At 57.3% G+C, this 18,372-nt stretch carries 15 protein-coding genes; 3 read left to right on the top strand and 12 right to left on the bottom strand.

All coding sequences use genetic code 11. From position 1 onward, the window contains the following. Positions 1 to 39: 39 nt before the first annotated feature. From RUA4292_RS20185 to RUA4292_RS20240, 11 genes are all read right to left on the bottom strand, one after another. On the bottom strand, positions 40 to 1,257 hold the full coding sequence (locus tag RUA4292_RS20185; protein ID WP_058279363.1) for a phenylacetate--CoA ligase family protein: 1,218 nt from the start codon (positions 1,255 to 1,257) through the stop codon (positions 40 to 42). A gap of 19 nt (positions 1,258 to 1,276) precedes the next feature. Then, positions 1,277 to 2,110 carry an ABC transporter ATP-binding protein gene (locus tag RUA4292_RS20190; protein ID WP_058275083.1) on the bottom strand — a complete coding sequence of 278 codons (834 nt, stop codon included), beginning with the start codon at positions 2,108 to 2,110 and terminating at the stop codon, positions 1,277 to 1,279. Between the two features lie 75 nt (positions 2,111 to 2,185). Beyond that, entirely contained in the window at positions 2,186 to 3,466 is a 1,281-nt protein-coding gene (locus tag RUA4292_RS20195; protein WP_058279213.1) for an ABC transporter substrate-binding protein, read from the bottom strand. Positions 3,467 to 3,541: 75 nt separating this feature from the next. Further along, positions 3,542 to 4,618 (bottom strand): branched-chain amino acid ABC transporter permease, encoded by a 1,077-nt coding sequence (locus RUA4292_RS20200; RefSeq protein WP_058279214.1) that lies wholly within the window; start codon positions 4,616 to 4,618, stop codon positions 3,542 to 3,544. A gap of 3 nt (positions 4,619 to 4,621) precedes the next feature. Beyond that, complete coding sequence (locus tag RUA4292_RS20205) at positions 4,622 to 4,879, bottom strand: hypothetical protein (protein WP_058279215.1); 258 nt, start codon at positions 4,877 to 4,879, stop codon at positions 4,622 to 4,624. A gap of 3 nt (positions 4,880 to 4,882) precedes the next feature. Beyond that, a complete protein-coding gene (locus tag RUA4292_RS20210) occupies positions 4,883 to 5,869 on the bottom strand; it encodes a branched-chain amino acid ABC transporter permease (RefSeq protein WP_058279216.1) in 987 nt (328 codons plus the stop codon). 29 nt (positions 5,870 to 5,898) lie between these two features. Continuing rightward, the gene (locus RUA4292_RS20215) at positions 5,899 to 6,717 is read right to left on the bottom strand and encodes an ABC transporter ATP-binding protein (RefSeq protein ID WP_058275088.1); all 819 of its coding nucleotides are present in this window, start codon (positions 6,715 to 6,717) and stop codon (positions 5,899 to 5,901) included. A 78-nt stretch (positions 6,718 to 6,795) separates the two neighbouring features. Then, positions 6,796 to 8,739, bottom strand: a complete 1,944-nt coding sequence (locus tag RUA4292_RS20220; protein ID WP_199520030.1) for an AMP-binding protein — start codon at positions 8,737 to 8,739, stop codon at positions 6,796 to 6,798. A gap of 889 nt (positions 8,740 to 9,628) precedes the next feature. Beyond that, on the bottom strand, positions 9,629 to 10,027 hold the full coding sequence (gene mutT / locus RUA4292_RS20230; RefSeq protein WP_058279219.1) for an 8-oxo-dGTP diphosphatase MutT: 399 nt from the start codon (positions 10,025 to 10,027) through the stop codon (positions 9,629 to 9,631). Then, positions 10,024 to 11,250 carry a bifunctional glutamate N-acetyltransferase/amino-acid acetyltransferase ArgJ gene (gene argJ, locus RUA4292_RS20235; RefSeq protein WP_058279220.1) on the bottom strand — a complete coding sequence of 409 codons (1,227 nt, stop codon included), beginning with the start codon at positions 11,248 to 11,250 and terminating at the stop codon, positions 10,024 to 10,026. The genes mutT and argJ overlap by 4 nt, the downstream gene beginning before the upstream one ends. A gap of 5 nt (positions 11,251 to 11,255) precedes the next feature. Beyond that, on the bottom strand, positions 11,256 to 12,104 hold the full coding sequence (locus RUA4292_RS20240) for a peptidylprolyl isomerase (protein ID WP_058279221.1): 849 nt from the start codon (positions 12,102 to 12,104) through the stop codon (positions 11,256 to 11,258). A gap of 176 nt (positions 12,105 to 12,280) precedes the next feature. Here RUA4292_RS20240 and secA point away from each other — a divergent pair, with 176 nt between their 5' ends. From secA to RUA4292_RS20255, 3 genes are all read left to right on the top strand, one after another. Then, on the top strand, positions 12,281 to 14,998 hold the full coding sequence (secA, locus tag RUA4292_RS20245; RefSeq protein WP_058279364.1) for a preprotein translocase subunit SecA: 2,718 nt from the start codon (positions 12,281 to 12,283) through the stop codon (positions 14,996 to 14,998). Between the two features lie 100 nt (positions 14,999 to 15,098). Continuing rightward, positions 15,099 to 16,025 carry a hypothetical protein gene (locus RUA4292_RS20250; protein ID WP_058279365.1) on the top strand — a complete coding sequence of 309 codons (927 nt, stop codon included), beginning with the start codon at positions 15,099 to 15,101 and terminating at the stop codon, positions 16,023 to 16,025. A 24-nt stretch (positions 16,026 to 16,049) separates the two neighbouring features. Beyond that, positions 16,050 to 17,606 carry a phosphate ABC transporter substrate-binding/OmpA family protein gene (locus RUA4292_RS20255; protein ID WP_058279222.1) on the top strand — a complete coding sequence of 519 codons (1,557 nt, stop codon included), beginning with the start codon at positions 16,050 to 16,052 and terminating at the stop codon, positions 17,604 to 17,606. 3 nt (positions 17,607 to 17,609) lie between these two features. Here RUA4292_RS20255 and radC read toward each other — a convergent pair whose 3' ends face one another. After that, positions 17,610 to 18,365, bottom strand: a complete 756-nt coding sequence (gene radC, locus RUA4292_RS20260; RefSeq protein WP_058279223.1) for a RadC family protein — start codon at positions 18,363 to 18,365, stop codon at positions 17,610 to 17,612. Positions 18,366 to 18,372 lie beyond the last annotated feature (7 nt).

Consider the following 18,372-nt stretch of genomic DNA (forward strand, 5'->3'; position numbering starts at 1 on the left):
CAAAACTGCGGCACGTACTGCCGCAGACATGGCTCGGGGTTATTCGTAAACGCGTTGATCCTCGATCACCAACCCGTCCTTCGGCAGTGATCCGGGGGTTACGACCTCGATTGCGCCTTTCAGTTTCAGAACTTCGACCACGGATTTGGCATAGGCCATATCGTCGCCTCCCGCGCTTTCGATCTGAACGGTCATCGTGTCCATCTCTCCCTGACGGGCGGCGATGACCCGGGCTTTGACGATTTCCTCGTGCTTATCGACCAATGCTGCCACCTGTTCAGGGCGCACAAACATGCCCTTGATCTTGGTGGTCTGATCTGCGCGACCCATCCAGCCTTTAATACGCAGATTGGTCCGCCCACAGGGCGACACGCCCGGCATGATCGCGGACAGATCACCCGTGGCAAAGCGGATCAGCGGGTAATCAGGGTTCAGAGAGGTCACCACAACCTCACCCACCTCACCCGGCTCTACTGGTGTTCCGGTGCCAGGGGTGACGACCTCGATAATGACATGTTCGTCGATGATCATCCCTTCCATCGCGGCGCTCTCGTAGGCGATGTTGCCCAGATCGGCCGTGGCATAGCATTGCAGGCAGGAAATACCCCGATCAGCATAGTCCTGACGCAAAGATGGGAACAGCGCGCCGCCGCCCACAACAGCCTTCGAGAAGTTCAGGGCCACGCCCATCTCATCTGCCTTGTCCAGAATGACCTTCAGATAATCCGGCGTGCCCGCATAAGACGTGCAGCCCACATCACGCGCCGCGGTCACCTGCAATTCGGTCTGGCCGGTACCCGCTGGCAGCACAGCGGCCCCTACCGCGCGCGCGCCGCTTTCAAAAATCATACCAGCTGGCGTGAGGTGATAGCCGAAACAGTTTTGCACGATATCTCCGGGACCGACGCCGGCGGCGTTCAGGAAACGCCCCATGCGCCACCAATCATGATCCGTGCTGCCGGGCTCATAAATCGGACCGGGCGACTGAAACACATGATGGAAGTGCCGCGCCGGCTTGGCCGTGAATCCGCCAAATGGCGGGCGGGACGCCTGTGCTTGCGCCAGATCGGATTTTCGCAATACCGGCAGTTTCACCAGATCGTCGGCTGAAATCACCGCGCTGGTATCCGCATCCGCCAGATGCGCAGCGAAGCCTGGTGAGGACAGGGCGCGGTCAATCTGAGTACGCAGCGCCTGCGCCTGATCAGCGGAGCGTTCATCGGCTGATCGGGTTTCGAGAGCATCGTAGTAGGTCATCGCCAGATCCTCCATTCGCTTACAACCACCTCTTGCGGCGGCGGTAAGATCGCACGTCACGGAAGCTTTTGCGGCCTTCGTCGGACATGCCTAGATAGAACTCTTTCACGTCTGGGTTTTCGCGCAAATCTGCTGCCGGACCATCCATCACGACGCGCCCGGATTCCAGAATATAGCCGTAATGCGCAAACCTTAGAGCCACATTTGTGTTCTGTTCGGCCAGCAAGAAGGACACACCTTCTTTCTCGTTCAGGTCCTTCACGATACCGAAAATCTCTTCGACCAACTGCGGCGCAAGACCCATCGAGGGTTCGTCCAGCAGGATCGTTTCGGGTCGCGACATCAACGCCCGACCCATTGCAACCATCTGTTGCTCACCACCCGAAGTGTAGCCTGCCTGCGACCGACGGCGTTCCTTGAGGCGTGGGAAATACGTGTAGACCAGTTCAAGGTCCTGCTGGATCGCTGCCTTGCCATCCTTGCGGGTATAGGCGCCCGTCAGCAGGTTTTCTTCAACCGTCAGGTGTTCAAAACAATGGCGGCCTTCCATCACCTGGATGACGCCCTTTTCCACCAGATCGGCGGGATCGCTTTCATGCACGCTGGTGCCGCGATACTCGATCGTACCCTTGGTGACCTCACCGCGTTCCGAATGCAGCAGGTTCGACACCGCCTTGAGCGTAGTCGTCTTGCCCGCGCCGTTACCGCCCAGCAGGGCCGTGATACCGCCCTTGGGCACAGTCAGGCTGACGCCTTTCAGGACGAGGATCACGTGATTATAGATCACCTCGATATTGTTGACCTCAAGCAGGGTTTCCGACTTGGTGTCAGTGGTTTGTGCCGCATCCAGCATCTGCGCGTGTCCTTAAGCGAGTGTGGGGTTCGGGACGGCGGTCTGCCGCCGCCCCGGGTTGTTCAAAGCGCTATATCAGCAACGCCCTTCAATGTTGTTTTCTGCTGCATAGGCCGCAGAATCTTCATCGATCAGCGCGCCGATCACTTCACCATCGGTCTGCTTGAAGTCCGAGATCAGCGTCCAGGTCTTGTTCGCTGCATCCCACTGCGTCACACCCACAAGGGCGTCACCGCCGTGGTTTTCGCATGAGACCGAGAAGGTAGGACCAAAGTTCGCCAGGCCCAGTTCGGCCATCTTCTCTTCTGTCATCTCCAGTGCTTCCATACCGGCACGCATCTCAGACGGGGTGATTTCCGCATTGCCCGAGATTTCCTGGGCTTTCTTGATGGCTTCGGCAGCCAGAACAGCCGCATAGAGACCACGGTTATACAGAACCGTGCCAACCTGATCACCCGCGCCTGCAGCCTTACCTGCATCGACAACGTGTTTCTGCAGATCGTCAAAGACCGGGAAGTCCGTGCCAACGTTGTGGAAGGTTAGTGCTTTGTACCCATTGGCAGCTTCGCCCGCTGGCAGCACGTCGTTTTCAGAACCGGACCACCAGATGCCGATGAAGTTTTCCATCGGGAACCGGATGTTGGCGGCCTCTTGCACGGCAACCTGGTTCATAACCCCCCAGCCCCACATCAGGACATAGTCGGGACGATCACGGCGGATTTGCAGCCACTGCGACTTCTGTTCCTGACCCGGATGATCGACCGGCAGGGCGACCAGTTCAAAGCCGTGCTTTTTTGACAGCTCTTCCAGAGTGCGGATCGGTTCCTTACCATAGGCCGAGTTGTGGTAGACCAGCGCGATTTTCTTGCCGCTCAGGTCATCACCATTTTCCTCAAGCAGGTAATTGACCGCGCCCGAGGCCCCGTCCCAGTAGTTGGCTGGATAGTTGAAGGTATGGCTGAACACGTCGCCATTCTTGGCCGAGGTCCGGCCATAACCCATCGTGTGCAGCGGAATGTCGTCTGCGGTGACTTTTGGGATCAGCTGATAGGTGATGCCAGTCGACAGCGGTTGATACACCAAAGCGCCTTCGCCCTTGGTGGCTTCATAGCATTCCACACCTTTTTCGGTGTTGTAGCCGGTTTCGCATTCGACCATCCGGATCGGAACACCGCCGATGCCGCCATCGCGCTCGTTCAGCAGGGTGAAATAGTCGTTATAGCCATCCGAGAACGGAATGCCGCCAGCGGCGTAAGGCCCGGTACGATAGCTCAGATCGGGGATCACAAGATCCGCCAGAGCGGGTCCTGCAGCCATCAGGGCGCTCAGCGCCGCGGTTGCCAGTTTCAATTTCATCGGGTGTCTCCTCCCTTGGTTAGTCCGATGTTGCGTTCGGGCTTGTGCCGCCCGTTTTTTCATTGGGCCGACCCCTTAGTGCGGGAACGGCCATAGTCTGAGTTTCTCTTTCGCCACGCGCCACAGTTGTGCCAGCCCGTGCGGTTCCAAGATCAGGAACATGATGATCAGCGCGCCGACGATCACTAACTGCAGATGCGCCACGATATCCGTGGGCCAGCCTAGAACGTCGACGCCCACCACTTTCAGGACCACCGGCAACAAAACAAGGAAAGCTGCACCGGCGAACGATCCGAAAATAGACCCTAACCCGCCGATAATGATCATGAACAGCACCAGAAACGATTTCTGGATACCAAAGACTTCGCCAACCTCGACCGCGCCCAGATAGACTGCAAAGAACAGCGCTCCTGCGATGCCGATGAAGAACGAGCTGACGGCAAAGGCGCTCATCTTGGCCTTCAGTGGGTTCACCCCGATGATCTCGGCCGCGATGTCCATGTCACGGATCGCCATCCATGTCCGGCCCGTCGTGCCGCGCGTCAAGTTGCGCGCGATAAGGGCGCTGACGGCCAAGAAAATCAGGCAGAAGATATAGGTGGCCCATGCCGGTGCATTCGGACCGGTGATGATGATGCCAAACACATCCCGTTCCGGCGCATTGATCTGACCCGAAGCCGAATAGTTGTAGAACCACGGCACCCGGTTAAAGAGCCACACAAGGAAGAACTGCGCCGCCAGCGTGGCCACCGCCAGATAAAACCCCTTGATCCGCAGACTTGGCAGGCCGAACAGCACACCGACAATGGCCGTTATGCCGCCAGCCAGAATGACATGGATGAACATGCTGACATCCGGGAATGAGGTCATCAGCTTGTAGCAGGCATAGGCACCCACAGCCATGAAGCCACCGGTACCCAAGGATACCTGCCCGCAGTACCCCACAAGGATGTTCAACCCGATCGCCGCAATGGCATAAATCAAAAAGGGCAGTAACAGCGCATTGGCCCAGTAGTCATTGATAACAAACGGGATGATCCCGAAAGCCACCGCCAGAACCACATAATACCGATACCGGTCGAACTTGATCGGAAAGGTCTGGCTGTCATCTGTGTAGGAGGTTTTGAAATCCCCGGCCTCACGATAAAACATGTCTTACTTTCCCCATTCTTCCTGCGCCCGGTTGCGGGCCTCGGCGTTCAGCTGCTTGGAGCCTTTTGCATATCCGCTCGCCTCTGAGGCGCGCACAAGTTTCATGTAAGCCAGGATGCCCATGGCGAGCCCGGCAAAAGCCAGAATTGCTGCAATCACCAACTGGCCTTCGGTCAAATCGTCCGAAGTGAGCGCGATGTAGCCAAAAGCCCAGAACCCGGCCCACGCGATCACGTTGATGATGGCGATCAGCTTGGTCACGTCCTACACCCTCTCAATGATCTTTTCACCGAACAGGCCCTGCGGCCGGAACACGAGGAAGATCAGCGCCAGAACATAGGCGAACCAGTTCTCGGTCGCACCGCCGACCAGTGGGCCGATGGCAAACTCGAACAGTTTCTCACCGACACCGATGATCAGTCCGCCGACGATGGCACCGGGGATTGAGGTGAACCCGCCCAACATCAGCACCGGCAGCGCCTTGAGCGCGATCAGCGACAGTGAGAACTGTACGCCCGACTTGGTACCCCACATGATGCCCGCAACAAGCGCGACAAAACCCGCAACCGACCACACCATGATCCAGATGAAGTTCAGCGAGATGCCAACCGACAGAGCCGCCTGGTGGTCATCCGCCACGGCGCGCATCGCCCGGCCCTGCTTGGTGTATTGGCTGAACGCGACCAGTGCGGTCACCAGCAGCGCGGCTATCACCGTCGCCACAAGGTCCAGATTGTCGATAAAGAAGCCGTAGCCAAAAATGTTGAACGTGGTCTCATCGATCCACAAGTTGATACCCTGCGGCAGGCCGACATCCAATGTCTTGATCTCGGATCCCCACATCAGGTCAGCCACGCCCTCAAGGAAATAGGCCAGGCCGATGGTCGCCATGAACAGGATGATTGGCTCTTGCCCGACCAGATGCCGCATCACAAAGCGCTGTACCGCCCAGGCCAGCAGAACCATGACACCCATCGTCAGGATAATCGCCACAAACGCAGGTACATTCCATCCGAACTTGTGGATATGCGTCCCGAAAGTCGCGTTGATCAAGTGGGCAAACGGTACCTGCCCGTTCATGATCCCGACCAGCGTCATGGCGGCAAACAGGGCCATAACCCCTTGAGCATAGTTGAAGATTCCAGACGCTTTGTAGATCAATACAAAGCCCAGCGCGACCAGAGCGTACAGCACACCGGCCATAAGACCGTTGAGGAAAACCTCCATCGCGAAAATCAGCTGATCAGGCATGTGTGCCCCCTCTCATGTCTGTCAGTTGCTCAGTCATGGCTCACCCCCAGATAGGCGTCGATGACTTCCTGATTGCTGCGCACCTCGTCCGGGGTGCCGTCGCCGATCTTTTTGCCGTAATCCATCACGACCACGCGGTCGCTCAGGTCCATCACAACGCCCATGTCATGCTCGATCAGGGCGATGGTGGTGCCAAACTCGTCATTCACGTCGAGAATAAAGCGGCTCATGTCCTCTTTCTCTTCAACATTCATGCCGGCCATTGGTTCGTCCAGCAGCAACAGCTTAGGCTCGGCCGCCAAAGCGCGGGCTAACTCGACCCGCTTTTTCAACCCGTAAGGCAGGCGGGAAACCGGCGTCTTGCGGATGTGCTGAATTTCGAGAAAGTCGATGATTTTCTCGACCGCTTCGCGGTTTTCAACCTCTTCCGCCTCAGCCTTGCCCTTCCACATGGCCTGCTGAAAGAGGTTGGTTTTCATATAGTTCAGCCGCCCGGTCATGACGTTATCCAGCACGCTCATGCCTTCGAAAAGGGCAATGTTCTGGAACGTCCTAGCAATACCTTGCCGCGCAACTTCATAAGGGCGCATCTGCGGACGCTTTGCCCCATGGAACCAGACCTCGCCCTCCTGCGGGATGTAGAACCCCGAAATCACGTTCAGCATCGAGGATTTACCGGCGCCGTTCGGACCGATGATGGCGCGGATCTCGCCTTCACGAATGTCGAATGAGATATCCTTGATCGCCACCACACCGCCAAAACGCAGGGTGATGTTCTTCATCTCCATCACCACGCCGCCGATCTTGCGGCCGTCTTCGGTGACATATCCTTCGGAGTTATCCAGCATCAGTCACTCCCTGACTTGCGGAAAAACGGGACGGTGGGCGGGGCGATGACCACAGGTCGAGCGGCGCATGACCGGCCCTCATTCCGCCGCCACCTTGTGCTGAGCAACCGGCACGACCGGTACATCGATAATCTCAAGCGTGGCACTGATCGAACCCTTTCGCCCGTCCTCATAAGTCACTTCGGTCGTGGTTGAGACCTGCTTGGACCCGTCATAAAGCGCATCGATGATGTCACTGAACTTGTCCTCGACAAATCCGCGGCGCACCTTCCGCGTACGGGTCATCTCACCGTCATCCGCGTCCAGTTCCTTGTGCAGCACCACAAAGCGATGCACCTGGCAGCCCGACAACATTTCGTCAGCGGCCACAGACTTGTTCACCTCTTCCACGTGGCTCCGAATCGTCTCTAACACACGGGGATTTGCCGTCAGTTCCTGATATGACGCATAGGCCACGTTGTTGCGTTCCGCCCAGTTGCCCACAGCTGTCAGGTCGATGTTGATAAAGGCCACGCAGCGGTCCTTGCCGTTTCCGAACAAAACAACCTCAAGGATATCGGGATAGAATTTCAGCTTGTTCTCGACGTATTTCGGCGCAAACATCGACCCATCGGCCATCTTGCCCACATCCTTTGCGCGATCGATGATCCGCAGATGCCCCGAACTTTCCTCGATGAACCCCGCATCCCCAGTGGCCACCCAGCCTTCGGCATCTTTGGTCGAGGCCGTGGAATCCGGGTTGTTGTAATACTCAACGAACACACCGGGTGAGCGGTAGTGGATCTCACCCTTGTCGTCGATCTTCAGTTCGACATCCGGGGCAGGCACACCAACGGTGTCGGCGCGCACTTCACCATCCGGCTGAACCGTGATGAAAACTGTCGCTTCGGTCTGACCATAGAGCTGTTTCAGGTTGATGCCGAGCGAGCGGTAGAAATCAAATATCTCCGGCCCGATTGCTTCACCTGCAGTATAACCTACGCGGAAGCGGCTATAACCCAGCGTATCCTTGAGTGGCCCGTAAACCAGCAGATTGCCCAGCGCGTATTTCACACGGTCGCCGAACCCAACCGGCTTACCGTCCAGCAACAGGCCACCCACTTTCTTGGCATGCGCCATGAAGTGGTGGAACATCCGTTGCTTCAGTTTCCCAGCGTCCTCCATCCGGATCATCACATTGGTCAGCTGAGTCTCAAAAACCCGCGGCGGAGCGAAGAAATAAGTCGGCCCGATTTCGCGCAGATCGGTCATCATCGTGTCGGCGCTTTCGGGGCAGTTTACGCAAAAGCCACACCAATAGGCCTGACCGATGGAAAAGATGAAATCGCCTACCCAAGCCATCGGCAGGTAAGACAGGATGTCTTCGTTCCGGTTCAAATGATCGAACTCGGCGGAGTTCTTGGCGCTTTCGATCACGTTGCGGTTCGACAGCACCACGCCCTTGGGTTTACCCGTGGTGCCCGACGTATACAGCATGACGCAGGTGCCGTCGTATTCGATTTCGGCAATCCGACGATCCAGTTCCTCGTCAAACCGCGCGTGCCCGGCACTGCCCTCAGCCATCAGGTCGTCCAGCGCGTTCATCTGGCTGTGATCGTATTTCCGCATCCCCCGTTTGTCGGTGTAGAGGATGTGTTTGACCTGATGCAGGTTCTCCTGAATCTCGATGACCTTGTCGACCTGCTCCTGATCACCACAGACGACGTATTTTGCGCCGCAATGATCCAGCACATAGGCCATCTCTTCGGCGACTGCGTCCTGATAAAGCGGCACCGGCACGGCACCCACCATCTGAGCCGCAACCATCGACCAGTAATGCGCCGGACGATTGCGCCCGATCACTGCAATATGGTCGCCTTTTTCAACGCCAAGTTCCAGAAAGCCCAGGGCAATCGCACGGATTTCCCTGGCCGTTTCGGCCCAGGTCCAGCATTGCCAGATTCCGAATTCCTTTTCCCGGTAGGCCGGGGCGTCCCCGAACTGGGTCGCATTGCGGTGTAGCAGCGCCGGAAGAGAGTGCATCCCTTCAGCGCCCGACTGCGTCTGAGCCAATCTCTTTCTCCTCCCCATCCGACCCTTCCTCCGGGCCGGAAACGGCGGACCCGAGGACAACCCCGGACGCCAACGCCCCGATTAAGGGACGCCTGCACGATCAGCGTCAACTTTTTCCTGATGTTTTCTCAATTCTTACGAATTGTAACAGTGGGGGCGCGGTCAACCTCAGCAGACTAAAAAACATACAAATCGCATTGAATGAAAATTGGATACTGCAATTTCAAGAAACGCCTAGTCGCCTCGGAAGGCTGTCTCGAGGAGATCGGTTTTTTGGTTTTTTGGTTCAATGCGTCAGTAGCGGAGTTTAGGGTCTAAAATTTCTTAGAAGATAAAAGGTTGATGAACGCCCACGACAACAAATGTCGATACCGCAATGACCATCGCAGAGGCGAAATACCTGAAACTATACTGTTTCTTTTCAGGCTTCATTGTCCAGGTCGCCCACTTTTTCTGCAGGTCATCGTCAGTGGAACTTGAATCACTTTTCATAACATCACCATTCCAGTCAGTGCCATCTTTCAACGCAACCGTATCTGATCTTTGGGCAATTTTGCATATCTCTCTCAAGCAGGCACACAAACGTCTTTTCTACTCGCCATGAGTAGATTGAGATTGCACTATTAACGATTAATACAGAAGCAACATATCGTTCACGCTACATTCACATTCTCTTGGGCGAGGCGATGAACAAGTTCGTTCCTGCGTCAGATCTGGCATTCGGCTTGGCAGTGAGAACTCAGCTAAAAATGATCTACACGGTGAGTAGCTTGTGACTAGGGGCCTTACGCAATGTAAGATGATGCGAGCTAGTCAGGCCTTTAAAAGCTTGACAGCAACAATCAATAGGCTGGCCGAATTACAACCAATCCCGCAAAATCGGGATCAGCGGTACATCCGCCGCAGGCATCGGGTAGTTCCGCAACTCATTCGCACGGGCCCATTTCAGCGCCTGACCTTCCTTGGATTGGGGGATGCCCTCCCACTTTCGGCAGGCAAACAGCGGCATTAACAGATGGAAATCGTCATAGCTGTGGCTGGCAAAGGTCAGCGGGGCGAGGCATGAGGCCCAGGTGTCGATGCCCAGTTCCTCGTGCAATTCGCGGATCAGGGCAGCCTCGGGGGTTTCGCCGGGTTCGATTTTGCCACCGGGGAACTCCCAGAGACCGGCCATGGATTTGCCCTCGGGTCGTTGGGCCAGTAGCACCCGGCCCTCAATGTCGATCAGGGCGACAGCAGACACCAGTAAGGTCTTCACGAGCGATAATCCGCGTTGATCTCGATATAGCCGTGGGTCAGATCGCAGGTCCAAACGGTGGATTTGCCTTCGCCCAGTCCCAGATCGACCGCAATCACCAGATCCTGACCTTTCATATAGGCGGCGGCGTCATCTTCACGGTAATCCGGGCTGACCCAGCCCTTTTCGGCAACCAGAATGTCACCGAAGGAAATACTCAGCAGGTCGCGGTCGGCGGCGGCACCAGATTTGCCGATGGCCATGACGATCCGGCCCCAGTTCGGGTCTTCACCAGCAATGGCGGTTTTCACTAAGGGTGAGTTGGCAATCGCCAGCCCATGCACTTTGGCATCCGCGTCCGAGGCGGCGCCGGTCACACGGATTTCCACAAATTTGGTCGCGCCTTCGCCGTCGCGTACAACTTGCTGTGCCAGATCCAGCATCACGCTTTCCAGCGCTTCGGCAAATGCCGCGTTGTTGGTGGCATCTACGCCAGACGCACCTGTTGCACACAACAACAGGCTGTCCGAGGTCGAGGTGTCACTGTCCACGGTAATACAATTGAATGTCCGGTCGGATTGGGCGCTCAGCATCGCCTGCAGGGCGGACTGTTCGAACTGTGCATCGGTAAAGATGTAGACCAGCATCGTCGCCATATCCGGCGCGATCATGCCTGACCCCTTGGCAATCCCTGCAATAGAGACTGTTTTTCCGTCAATCTCGACCTTTGCGCTGGCCCCTTTGGGGAACGTATCCGTGGTCATTATCGCCCGCGCCGCATCCTCGATGGCATGACGGCTGAGGCCCATCTTCAACGCCTCAAGCTGTGCTACGATGCGGTCATGCGGCAGCGGCTCACCAATCACTCCGGTTGATGAGGTAAAGACCCGCTCTACCGCGACACCGGTGGCTTTGGAGACGGCCTGCGTCACCTCAGCCACTGAAGTCTGGCCATAGTGACCGGTAAAGGCATTGGCATTGCCCGAATTCACCAAAATCGCCGCGGGCCCATCGCTGGACCCGCCGATCTTGTCCTGACAGTCCAGCACGGGGGCTGCGCGTGTGGCCGATCGGGTAAACACCCCAGCCACAGATGTGCCCGGATCCAGAACCGCCAACATCACGTCGGTACGGCCCTGATAACGCACGCCAGCTTCGACGGTGGCAAAACGCACACCGTCAATCGCAGGCAGTTCGGGGAAGGCCGCTGGAGCCAGCGGCGAAACCTTGGTGATCGCGGCCACTGGAGTTACTCCTGAATCAGGTCGATCTGACGGATGACCTCGGGGCCAACACCGTCCAAAGCGGGACGTTCGATCTGCGACTGCTGCGTCAGCTCGTCGATCTTGGCTTGAATCGTGTCTTGCTGAAGGGACTGGGTCAGCTGTTCACGTACGGCATCAAGCCCCGGCGCTTCGGATTTTCGCGTGTCGTTGAGAATGATCAGGTGCCAGCCGAACTGTGTTTGCACCGGATCCGAAATCTGACCCTTTTCCAACGCAACAACGGCGTTTTCGAATTCCGGCACCATCTGGCCCTTGCCAAACCATCCCAATGACCCGCCATTCGGACCCGATGGGCCGGTCGACTTTTCCTTGGCCGTTTCGGCAAAATCGCCGCCGTCATCCAGCAGAGTTTTAATTTCCTTGGCTTCTTCTTCGGTGGCTACAAGAATATGGCTGGCGTCGAACTCATCTTCGCCTTCGAAGTTGCCGAATTCCGCGTCATAGGCTGCCTGAATTGACTCTTCGTTTACGACGTCGCCCAGCAACGCATTTACCGTCTGCACCGCCCGCATGGACCGGCCTTCGTTTTCCAATCCCAACTGGTTCAGCCGGTTCAGATCGTCCTGCTGTTGCGCCAGCAATTGCTGCTGGATCAATTGCTCGATGACGAATTCGTACAGAACATCATCTTCGATTTCGGCGTAATTCGGCGGCAGGGCTGCAACGGATGCGATAACGTGACCCAATGTGATTTCATCCCCGTTCACATTGGCGACAACCGTATCCGCGTCCGGCTTGGTTTCGGCGGCAAGCGGCATCGCCATCACGGCAGCCAGAGCCAGCGATGGCAGAAAAGTGAGGCCTTTGGGCATGGAATCATCCTATTTCTTTGCCGCGACGGGGCGTGGCGTTGACACTCTGGGACCTGCCGCTTACATCGCTTTGAAGCCTTGGACAGGGCCGCCTTTCATCCCCCGTATCTATGGGTTGCAAGCAAGGTGGGCAAGCCTGTCGCAACCAAGACAAGAACAGATCCGCTGGAGTGAACATGCTGGGACTCGGAACGCTCGCCAAAAAGGTGTTCGGAACACCGAACGACCGCAAGATCAAGGCGACCCGCCCGCTGGTCGAAAAGATCAATGCGCTGGAACCTGAGTTCGAAAAGTTGTCCGATGAGGGCTTGATCGAAAAGACCGCCGAACTGCGCAAACGCGCACTTGATGGTGAGGCGCTGGACGACTTGCTGCCCGAAGCCTTTGCTAACGTTCGCGAAGGTGCCAGACGCGCGCTGGGTCTGCGCGCCTTTGACGTACAGTTGATGGGCGGTGCGTTCCTGCATCAGGGCAATATCTCGGAAATGAAAACGGGTGAAGGCAAGACGCTGGTTGCCACCTTCCCCGCCTATCTGAACGCATTGACCGGCAAGGGCGTGCACGTGGTCACGGTAAATGAATACCTGGCCAAGCGTGACGCCGAATGGATGGGCAAGGTGTTTGGTGCCCTCGGCATGACCACAGGCGTAATCTGGTCGGGTCAGCCGGACGCCGAGAAAAAAGCCGCCTACGCCTGTGACGTCACCTATGCCACCAACAACGAGCTGGGCTTTGATTATCTGCGCGATAACATGAAGGCGGAACTGGATCAGATTTACCAGAAGTACCACAACTTCGCGATTGTGGACGAGGTCGACTCGATCCTGATCGACGAGGCGCGGACGCCGCTGATCATCTCGGGCCCGTCCGAGGACCGCTCGGACCTGTATACCGCCATCGACGCCCTGATCCCGTCGCTGCAGGATGACCATTTCTCGTTGGACGAAAAGTCCCGGAACGTGACCTTTACGGATGAGGGAAACGAATTCCTGGAACAACAGCTGAACGCCAACGGTCTGATCCCGGAAGGCCATACTTTGTATGATCCGGAAAGCACCACAGTCGTTCACCACGTCAACCAGGGTCTGCGCGCACACAAGCTGTTTACACGTGACAAAGACTATATCGTCCGTGACGGCAACGTCATTCTGATCGACGAATTCACTGGCCGGATGATGCCAGGTCGCCGCCTGTCCGAAGGCCTGCATCAAGCCATCGAAGCCAAGGAAGGCGTGCAGATTCAGCCTGAAAACGTGACACTGGCCAGTGTGACCTTCCAGAACTACTTCCGCCTGTATGACAAGCTGGGCGGCATGACCGGCACCGCGCTGACCGAGGCCGAAGAATTCGCCGAAATCTACGGTCTGGGCGTGGTCGAGGTTCCGACCAACAGGCCGATTGCCCGTCTTGACGAAGATGATCAGGTTTATCGCACTGCCGATGAGAAATACGGCGCGATGATCAATGAGACCAAAGAAGCGCAGGAAAAGGGCCAGCCGGTTCTTTTGGGCACAACCTCGATCGAGAAATCCGAACTGCTAAGCCAGCTGCTGCAAAAGGAAGGCATCGAACATAACGTTCTGAACGCCCGCCAGCACGAGCAAGAGGCACAGATCGTGGCCGATGCCGGCCGGTATGGTGCGGTGACCATTGCCACCAACATGGCTGGCCGCGGCACCGACATTCAGCTGGGCGGCAATGTCGAGATGAATGTGCTGCAGGCACTGGCCGAAAACCTCGAGGCCGATCCTGCCGAGCTACGCGCGAAGGAAGAGGCCCGCCACGCCGAGGAAAAGGAAAAGGTTCTGGCGGCCGGTGGTCTTTACGTCATGGCATCCGAACGTCACGAAAGCCGTCGGATCGACAATCAGCTGCGCGGTCGTTCGGGCCGTCAGGGTGACCCGGGCCGTACCGTGTTCTACCTGAGTCTCGAAGACGACCTGATGCGCATCTTCGGATCAGAGCGGCTGGACAAGGTTCTGACCACGCTGGGCATGAAAGAAGGCGAGGCAATTGTTCATCCTTGGGTGAACAAGTCGCTGGAACGCGCACAGTCCAAGGTCGAAGGTCGCAACTTTGACATGCGCAAAAACGTTCTGAAATTCGACGACGTGATGAACGACCAGCGTAAAGTGGTGTTCAGCCAGCGGCGCGAGATCATGTCGACCGATGACTTGTCCGAGATCGTCTCGGACATGCGCGAACAGGTGATCGACGATCTGATCGACGAACACATGCCGCCAAAAACCTATGCCGATCAGTGGGACACCGACGGTCTGCACGAGGCGATCAAGGAAAAGCTGACCATCGATGCGCCCGTACAGGACTGGGCCGCCGAGGAAGGAGTCGATGATGAACAGGTGCGCGAGCGTCTGGTCAATGCTGCCGATGAGATGATGGCGCAAAAGGCGGCGGCCTTTGGTCCCGAAAATATGCGCAACATCGAAAAGCAGGTTCTGCTGCAGACGATCGACAGTAAATGGCGCGAGCACTTGCTGACGCTGGAACATTTGCGCTCGGTCGTTGGATTCCGCGGTTACGCCCAGCGCGACCCGCTGAATGAATACAAGAACGAGAGCTTCCAGTTGTTTGAGTCCATGCTCGACAGTCTGCGCGAAACCGTGACTCAGCAATTGTCACGCGTCCGTCCGCTGACCGAAGAGGAACAGCGCGAGATGCTGGCACAGATGCAGGCACAGCAAGCACAGGCACAACAGGCGGTGGATCAAGCTACCGATAAGGCCGAAGCACTGGCCGAAGCTCAGGCTTCAGGCGATGCACGCCCCGGCTTTGTCGAAGACGATTCCTCGACTTGGGGGAACCCGTCGCGCAACGATCTCTGCCCGTGTGGATCGGGCAAGAAATTCAAACATTGCCACGGCCGACTGACCTGACGTCACCTTGATCAAAACACATTGAGTCCGTTTCACGGCCACATATTGGCCGTGATTCAACTTCAGGATGCGACTCGCTCCTTCAACTGGGGAGGGTGTTTTGTTTGTAATAAAGAATTACGTGACCACTGGCGGCACCGTCGCTTGTGCCTTAGCCATTGGTTACCTGATGCAAAATGGATCGCCAGCGCAATCGGATGGCGCGCAGGCTCCTGTAACTGTGGCTGCCGCCAATCAGTCCTCGGTGATTGCCGGGCTGGAAGGAATTGTTCTGACCTCCTCGCTTCCGGCCGCTGATGCAACCACCGACATCAAGGCATCGCGGCGCGCCCTGCAACCCGCCCGATCGACCCCCTCTGATCAGAAAAGCTGCACTCTCAGTGCCCGCGCAAAATCCGTCCCCGGCGCTGCGGCGCGCCTGACCGTCAAAGCCCCCTGCCACGGCAATGAACGGATCGAAATCCATCACAGCGGACTAACAGTTACCCAACGAACGGACAAAAACGGCGCTTTGGATCTGACGATCCCGGCCCTGTCGGAATATGCGATCTTTCTGATCTCGGTAGATGATCAGACCGGGACCGTAGCCACCACTCACATCCCCGACCTGGCCAACTACAACCGCATCGCACTGCAATGGCAGGGTGAGACAGACCTGCAGATCCATGCGCTGGAATTTGGGGCCAGCTATGGAACCGCCGGACATGTATCGTCGAACCCTGTCGCGAAAGGTGCGGGTAAGGTCGTGCATCTGGGCCAACAGGCGTTCGGCGACGCGCAGAATATCGAAATTTATTCCTTCCCTGCAGGCGAAACCAGCCAGACCGGTTCGATCGAACTGACGGTGGAGGCCGAAGTGACCGAGGCAAATTGCGGCCGGGATTTGGCCGTTCAATCACTCGAGCTGCGTGGCGATCGCCGCCTGCGGTCGCGCGATTTGACGCTGCCCATGCCGGATTGCACGCGGGCCGGTGATTTTCTGGTGTTGAATAATCTGCTCCAAGACCTGACAATCGCGGCAAATTAAACCGCAGGCAGGCTCGACTTTCTTATGACATTTTTTCGTGTGGCAGTGGCCACACTGATTTCGGTGACTCTGGCGTCATATGTGCACGCACAGGATATCACGCTGACCTCGCAAGACGGCAAGGTCGAGGTCACAGGCAATCTTCTGAGCTTTGATGGCGAGTTCTATCGCGTGGATACGCAGTTCGGTGAGCTGACAGTGGATGGGTCGGGTGTTACCTGCGAAGGACCCGCCTGCCCCAACCTTACGGATTTCGTGGCCGAGGTTCGGTTCTCTGGTTCCTCCGTCATGGCGGAAAAGGTACTGCCGGCCCTGATCGTTGGTTTCGCCCAGCAAGAGGGGATGTCGGCGACGCCGCAGCGTTTGGATTCGGGCGCATTCACCTATGAGCTTCACCAGACCGGGCGCGATGCTCCTTTGGGCCGGTTCTATTTCGCCCCCAACAACACAGGTAGCGGCTTTGCGGATCTGATCGCCGATGAGACCGATATCGTCATGGCACTGCGTGAAATTCGCCCATCGGAACAGGAGGCTGCGCAGACCGCTGGTCTGGGTGATCTGGCAGATGCAAGGCGTTCCCGGGTCATCGCGCTGGACGCGCTGGTCCCAATTGTGGCCCGGGAAAACCCGGCGCGGCAAATTTCGCCCGCGGAACTGATGAGCGTGTTTTCCGGCGAGATCCAAAACTGGTCTGAATTAGGAGGACCCGATGCGCCCGTTTCCCTGCACTTACCAGACGCCGGTTCAGGTTTGGCGCAAGGGGTTGAGGATCGGTTGCTGGCCCCCGCTCAATCCACGCTGGCCGAGGGAATCGTCCGTCACACCCGTAGCAGCGATCTGGTTCGCGCTGTTGCTGATGACCCTTTTGCCATCGGTATCGCCAGCCATGCCGAGGTCGGGCCTGCCCGGGGCCTGCCTTTGACCGGCGGTTGCGGTCACGCGCTGACCGCCACGCGGCAATCCATCAAGACCGAAGACTATCCGCTGACATCGCCGATGTTCCTGTATCTGCCGGAAATCCGCCTGCCCCGCATCGCACGGCAATTCCTGGCCTATTCGCAAAGCGCCGAGGCACAGATGGCGATCCGCGATGCCGGATTTGTGGATCAAGAACCCGAAACCATGCGGATCGGGTTGCAAGGGGATCGTCTGGCCAACGCAGTGGTTTCAGGTGGTGCCGAGGTCGGGTTGGAAGAGTTGCAGCGCATGATCGACACGCTGCGCCCGCAATCGCGCCTGTCGCTGTCGTTCCGGTTCGAGGCAGGTTCCTCAAGACCCGATGCGCAGTCACGCTCAAACATCCGGCAATTGGCCCATGCCCTTGAAACCGGAGCCATCGACGCGCGCAAACTGACCTTTGTCGGTTTCAGTGATGGTGACGGCGCGGCCTCATCCAATGCCAGAATCGCATTGCTGCGGGCAAAAACCGTGCGCAACGCGGTGCTATCGGCGGTAGAAACAGCCATTCCGGATAGCGTCGAGATCGCCGTGGACGCATTTGGCGAGGCGATGCCGATGGCCTGTGATGACACGGACTGGGGTCGCAAAGTCAATCGTAGGGTCGAGGTCTGGGTTCAGTAACCCTTACAAATAGCCCTCGGACCGAAAGCTCAACTCATTCGATTTGCCAATAATCAGATGGTCATGCAGCGTCAGGCCCAGCGCGACGCAGGCATCCTGAATTCGGTTGGTCATATCGATATCCGATTGCGAAGGTGTCGGATCGCCCGATGGGTGATTGTGTACCAAGATTAGCGCCGAGGCATTCAGCTCCAGCGCGCGTTTGGCTACCTCACGCGGATAGACGGGAACGTGGTCGATAGTGCCTTTGGCCTGTTCTTCATCCGCGATAAGTACGTTCTTGCGGTCAAGGTAGAACACGCGAAACTGCTCAGTCTCGCGATGCGCCATCGTCGTATGGCAATAATCCAGCAGCGCGTCCCAGCCTGATACGACGTGCCGTTGCATGACCCGCGCGCGGGTCATCCGATGGGCACACGCTTCAAGGATTTTCAGGTCGGTGATCACCGTATCGCCTACGCCTTTGATTTGCCGCAGCCGTTCTTCGGGTGCGGTCAGCACGCGGTTAAAGTCGCCAAACGTATCCATCAGCGCACGGGCCAGGGGTTTGACATCCTGCCGGGGGATTGAGCGGAACAGGGCAAGTTCCAACAATTCGTAATCCGGCATTGCCGCCGACCCACCAGACATGAACCGTTCGCGCAATCGTTTGCGGTGATCTTTGATATACGACGGCAAGCGACCAGACTGCAGCGGTTGCACCGGGGCTTCGTCGGTTTCAAACAGCATCGGGGCTTCGGCAAAGGCGTCCTGAGTCATTGGACCA

The sequence above is a fragment of the Ruegeria atlantica genome (assembly GCF_001458195.1).
GTDB lineage: Bacteria > Pseudomonadota > Alphaproteobacteria > Rhodobacterales > Rhodobacteraceae > Ruegeria > Ruegeria atlantica.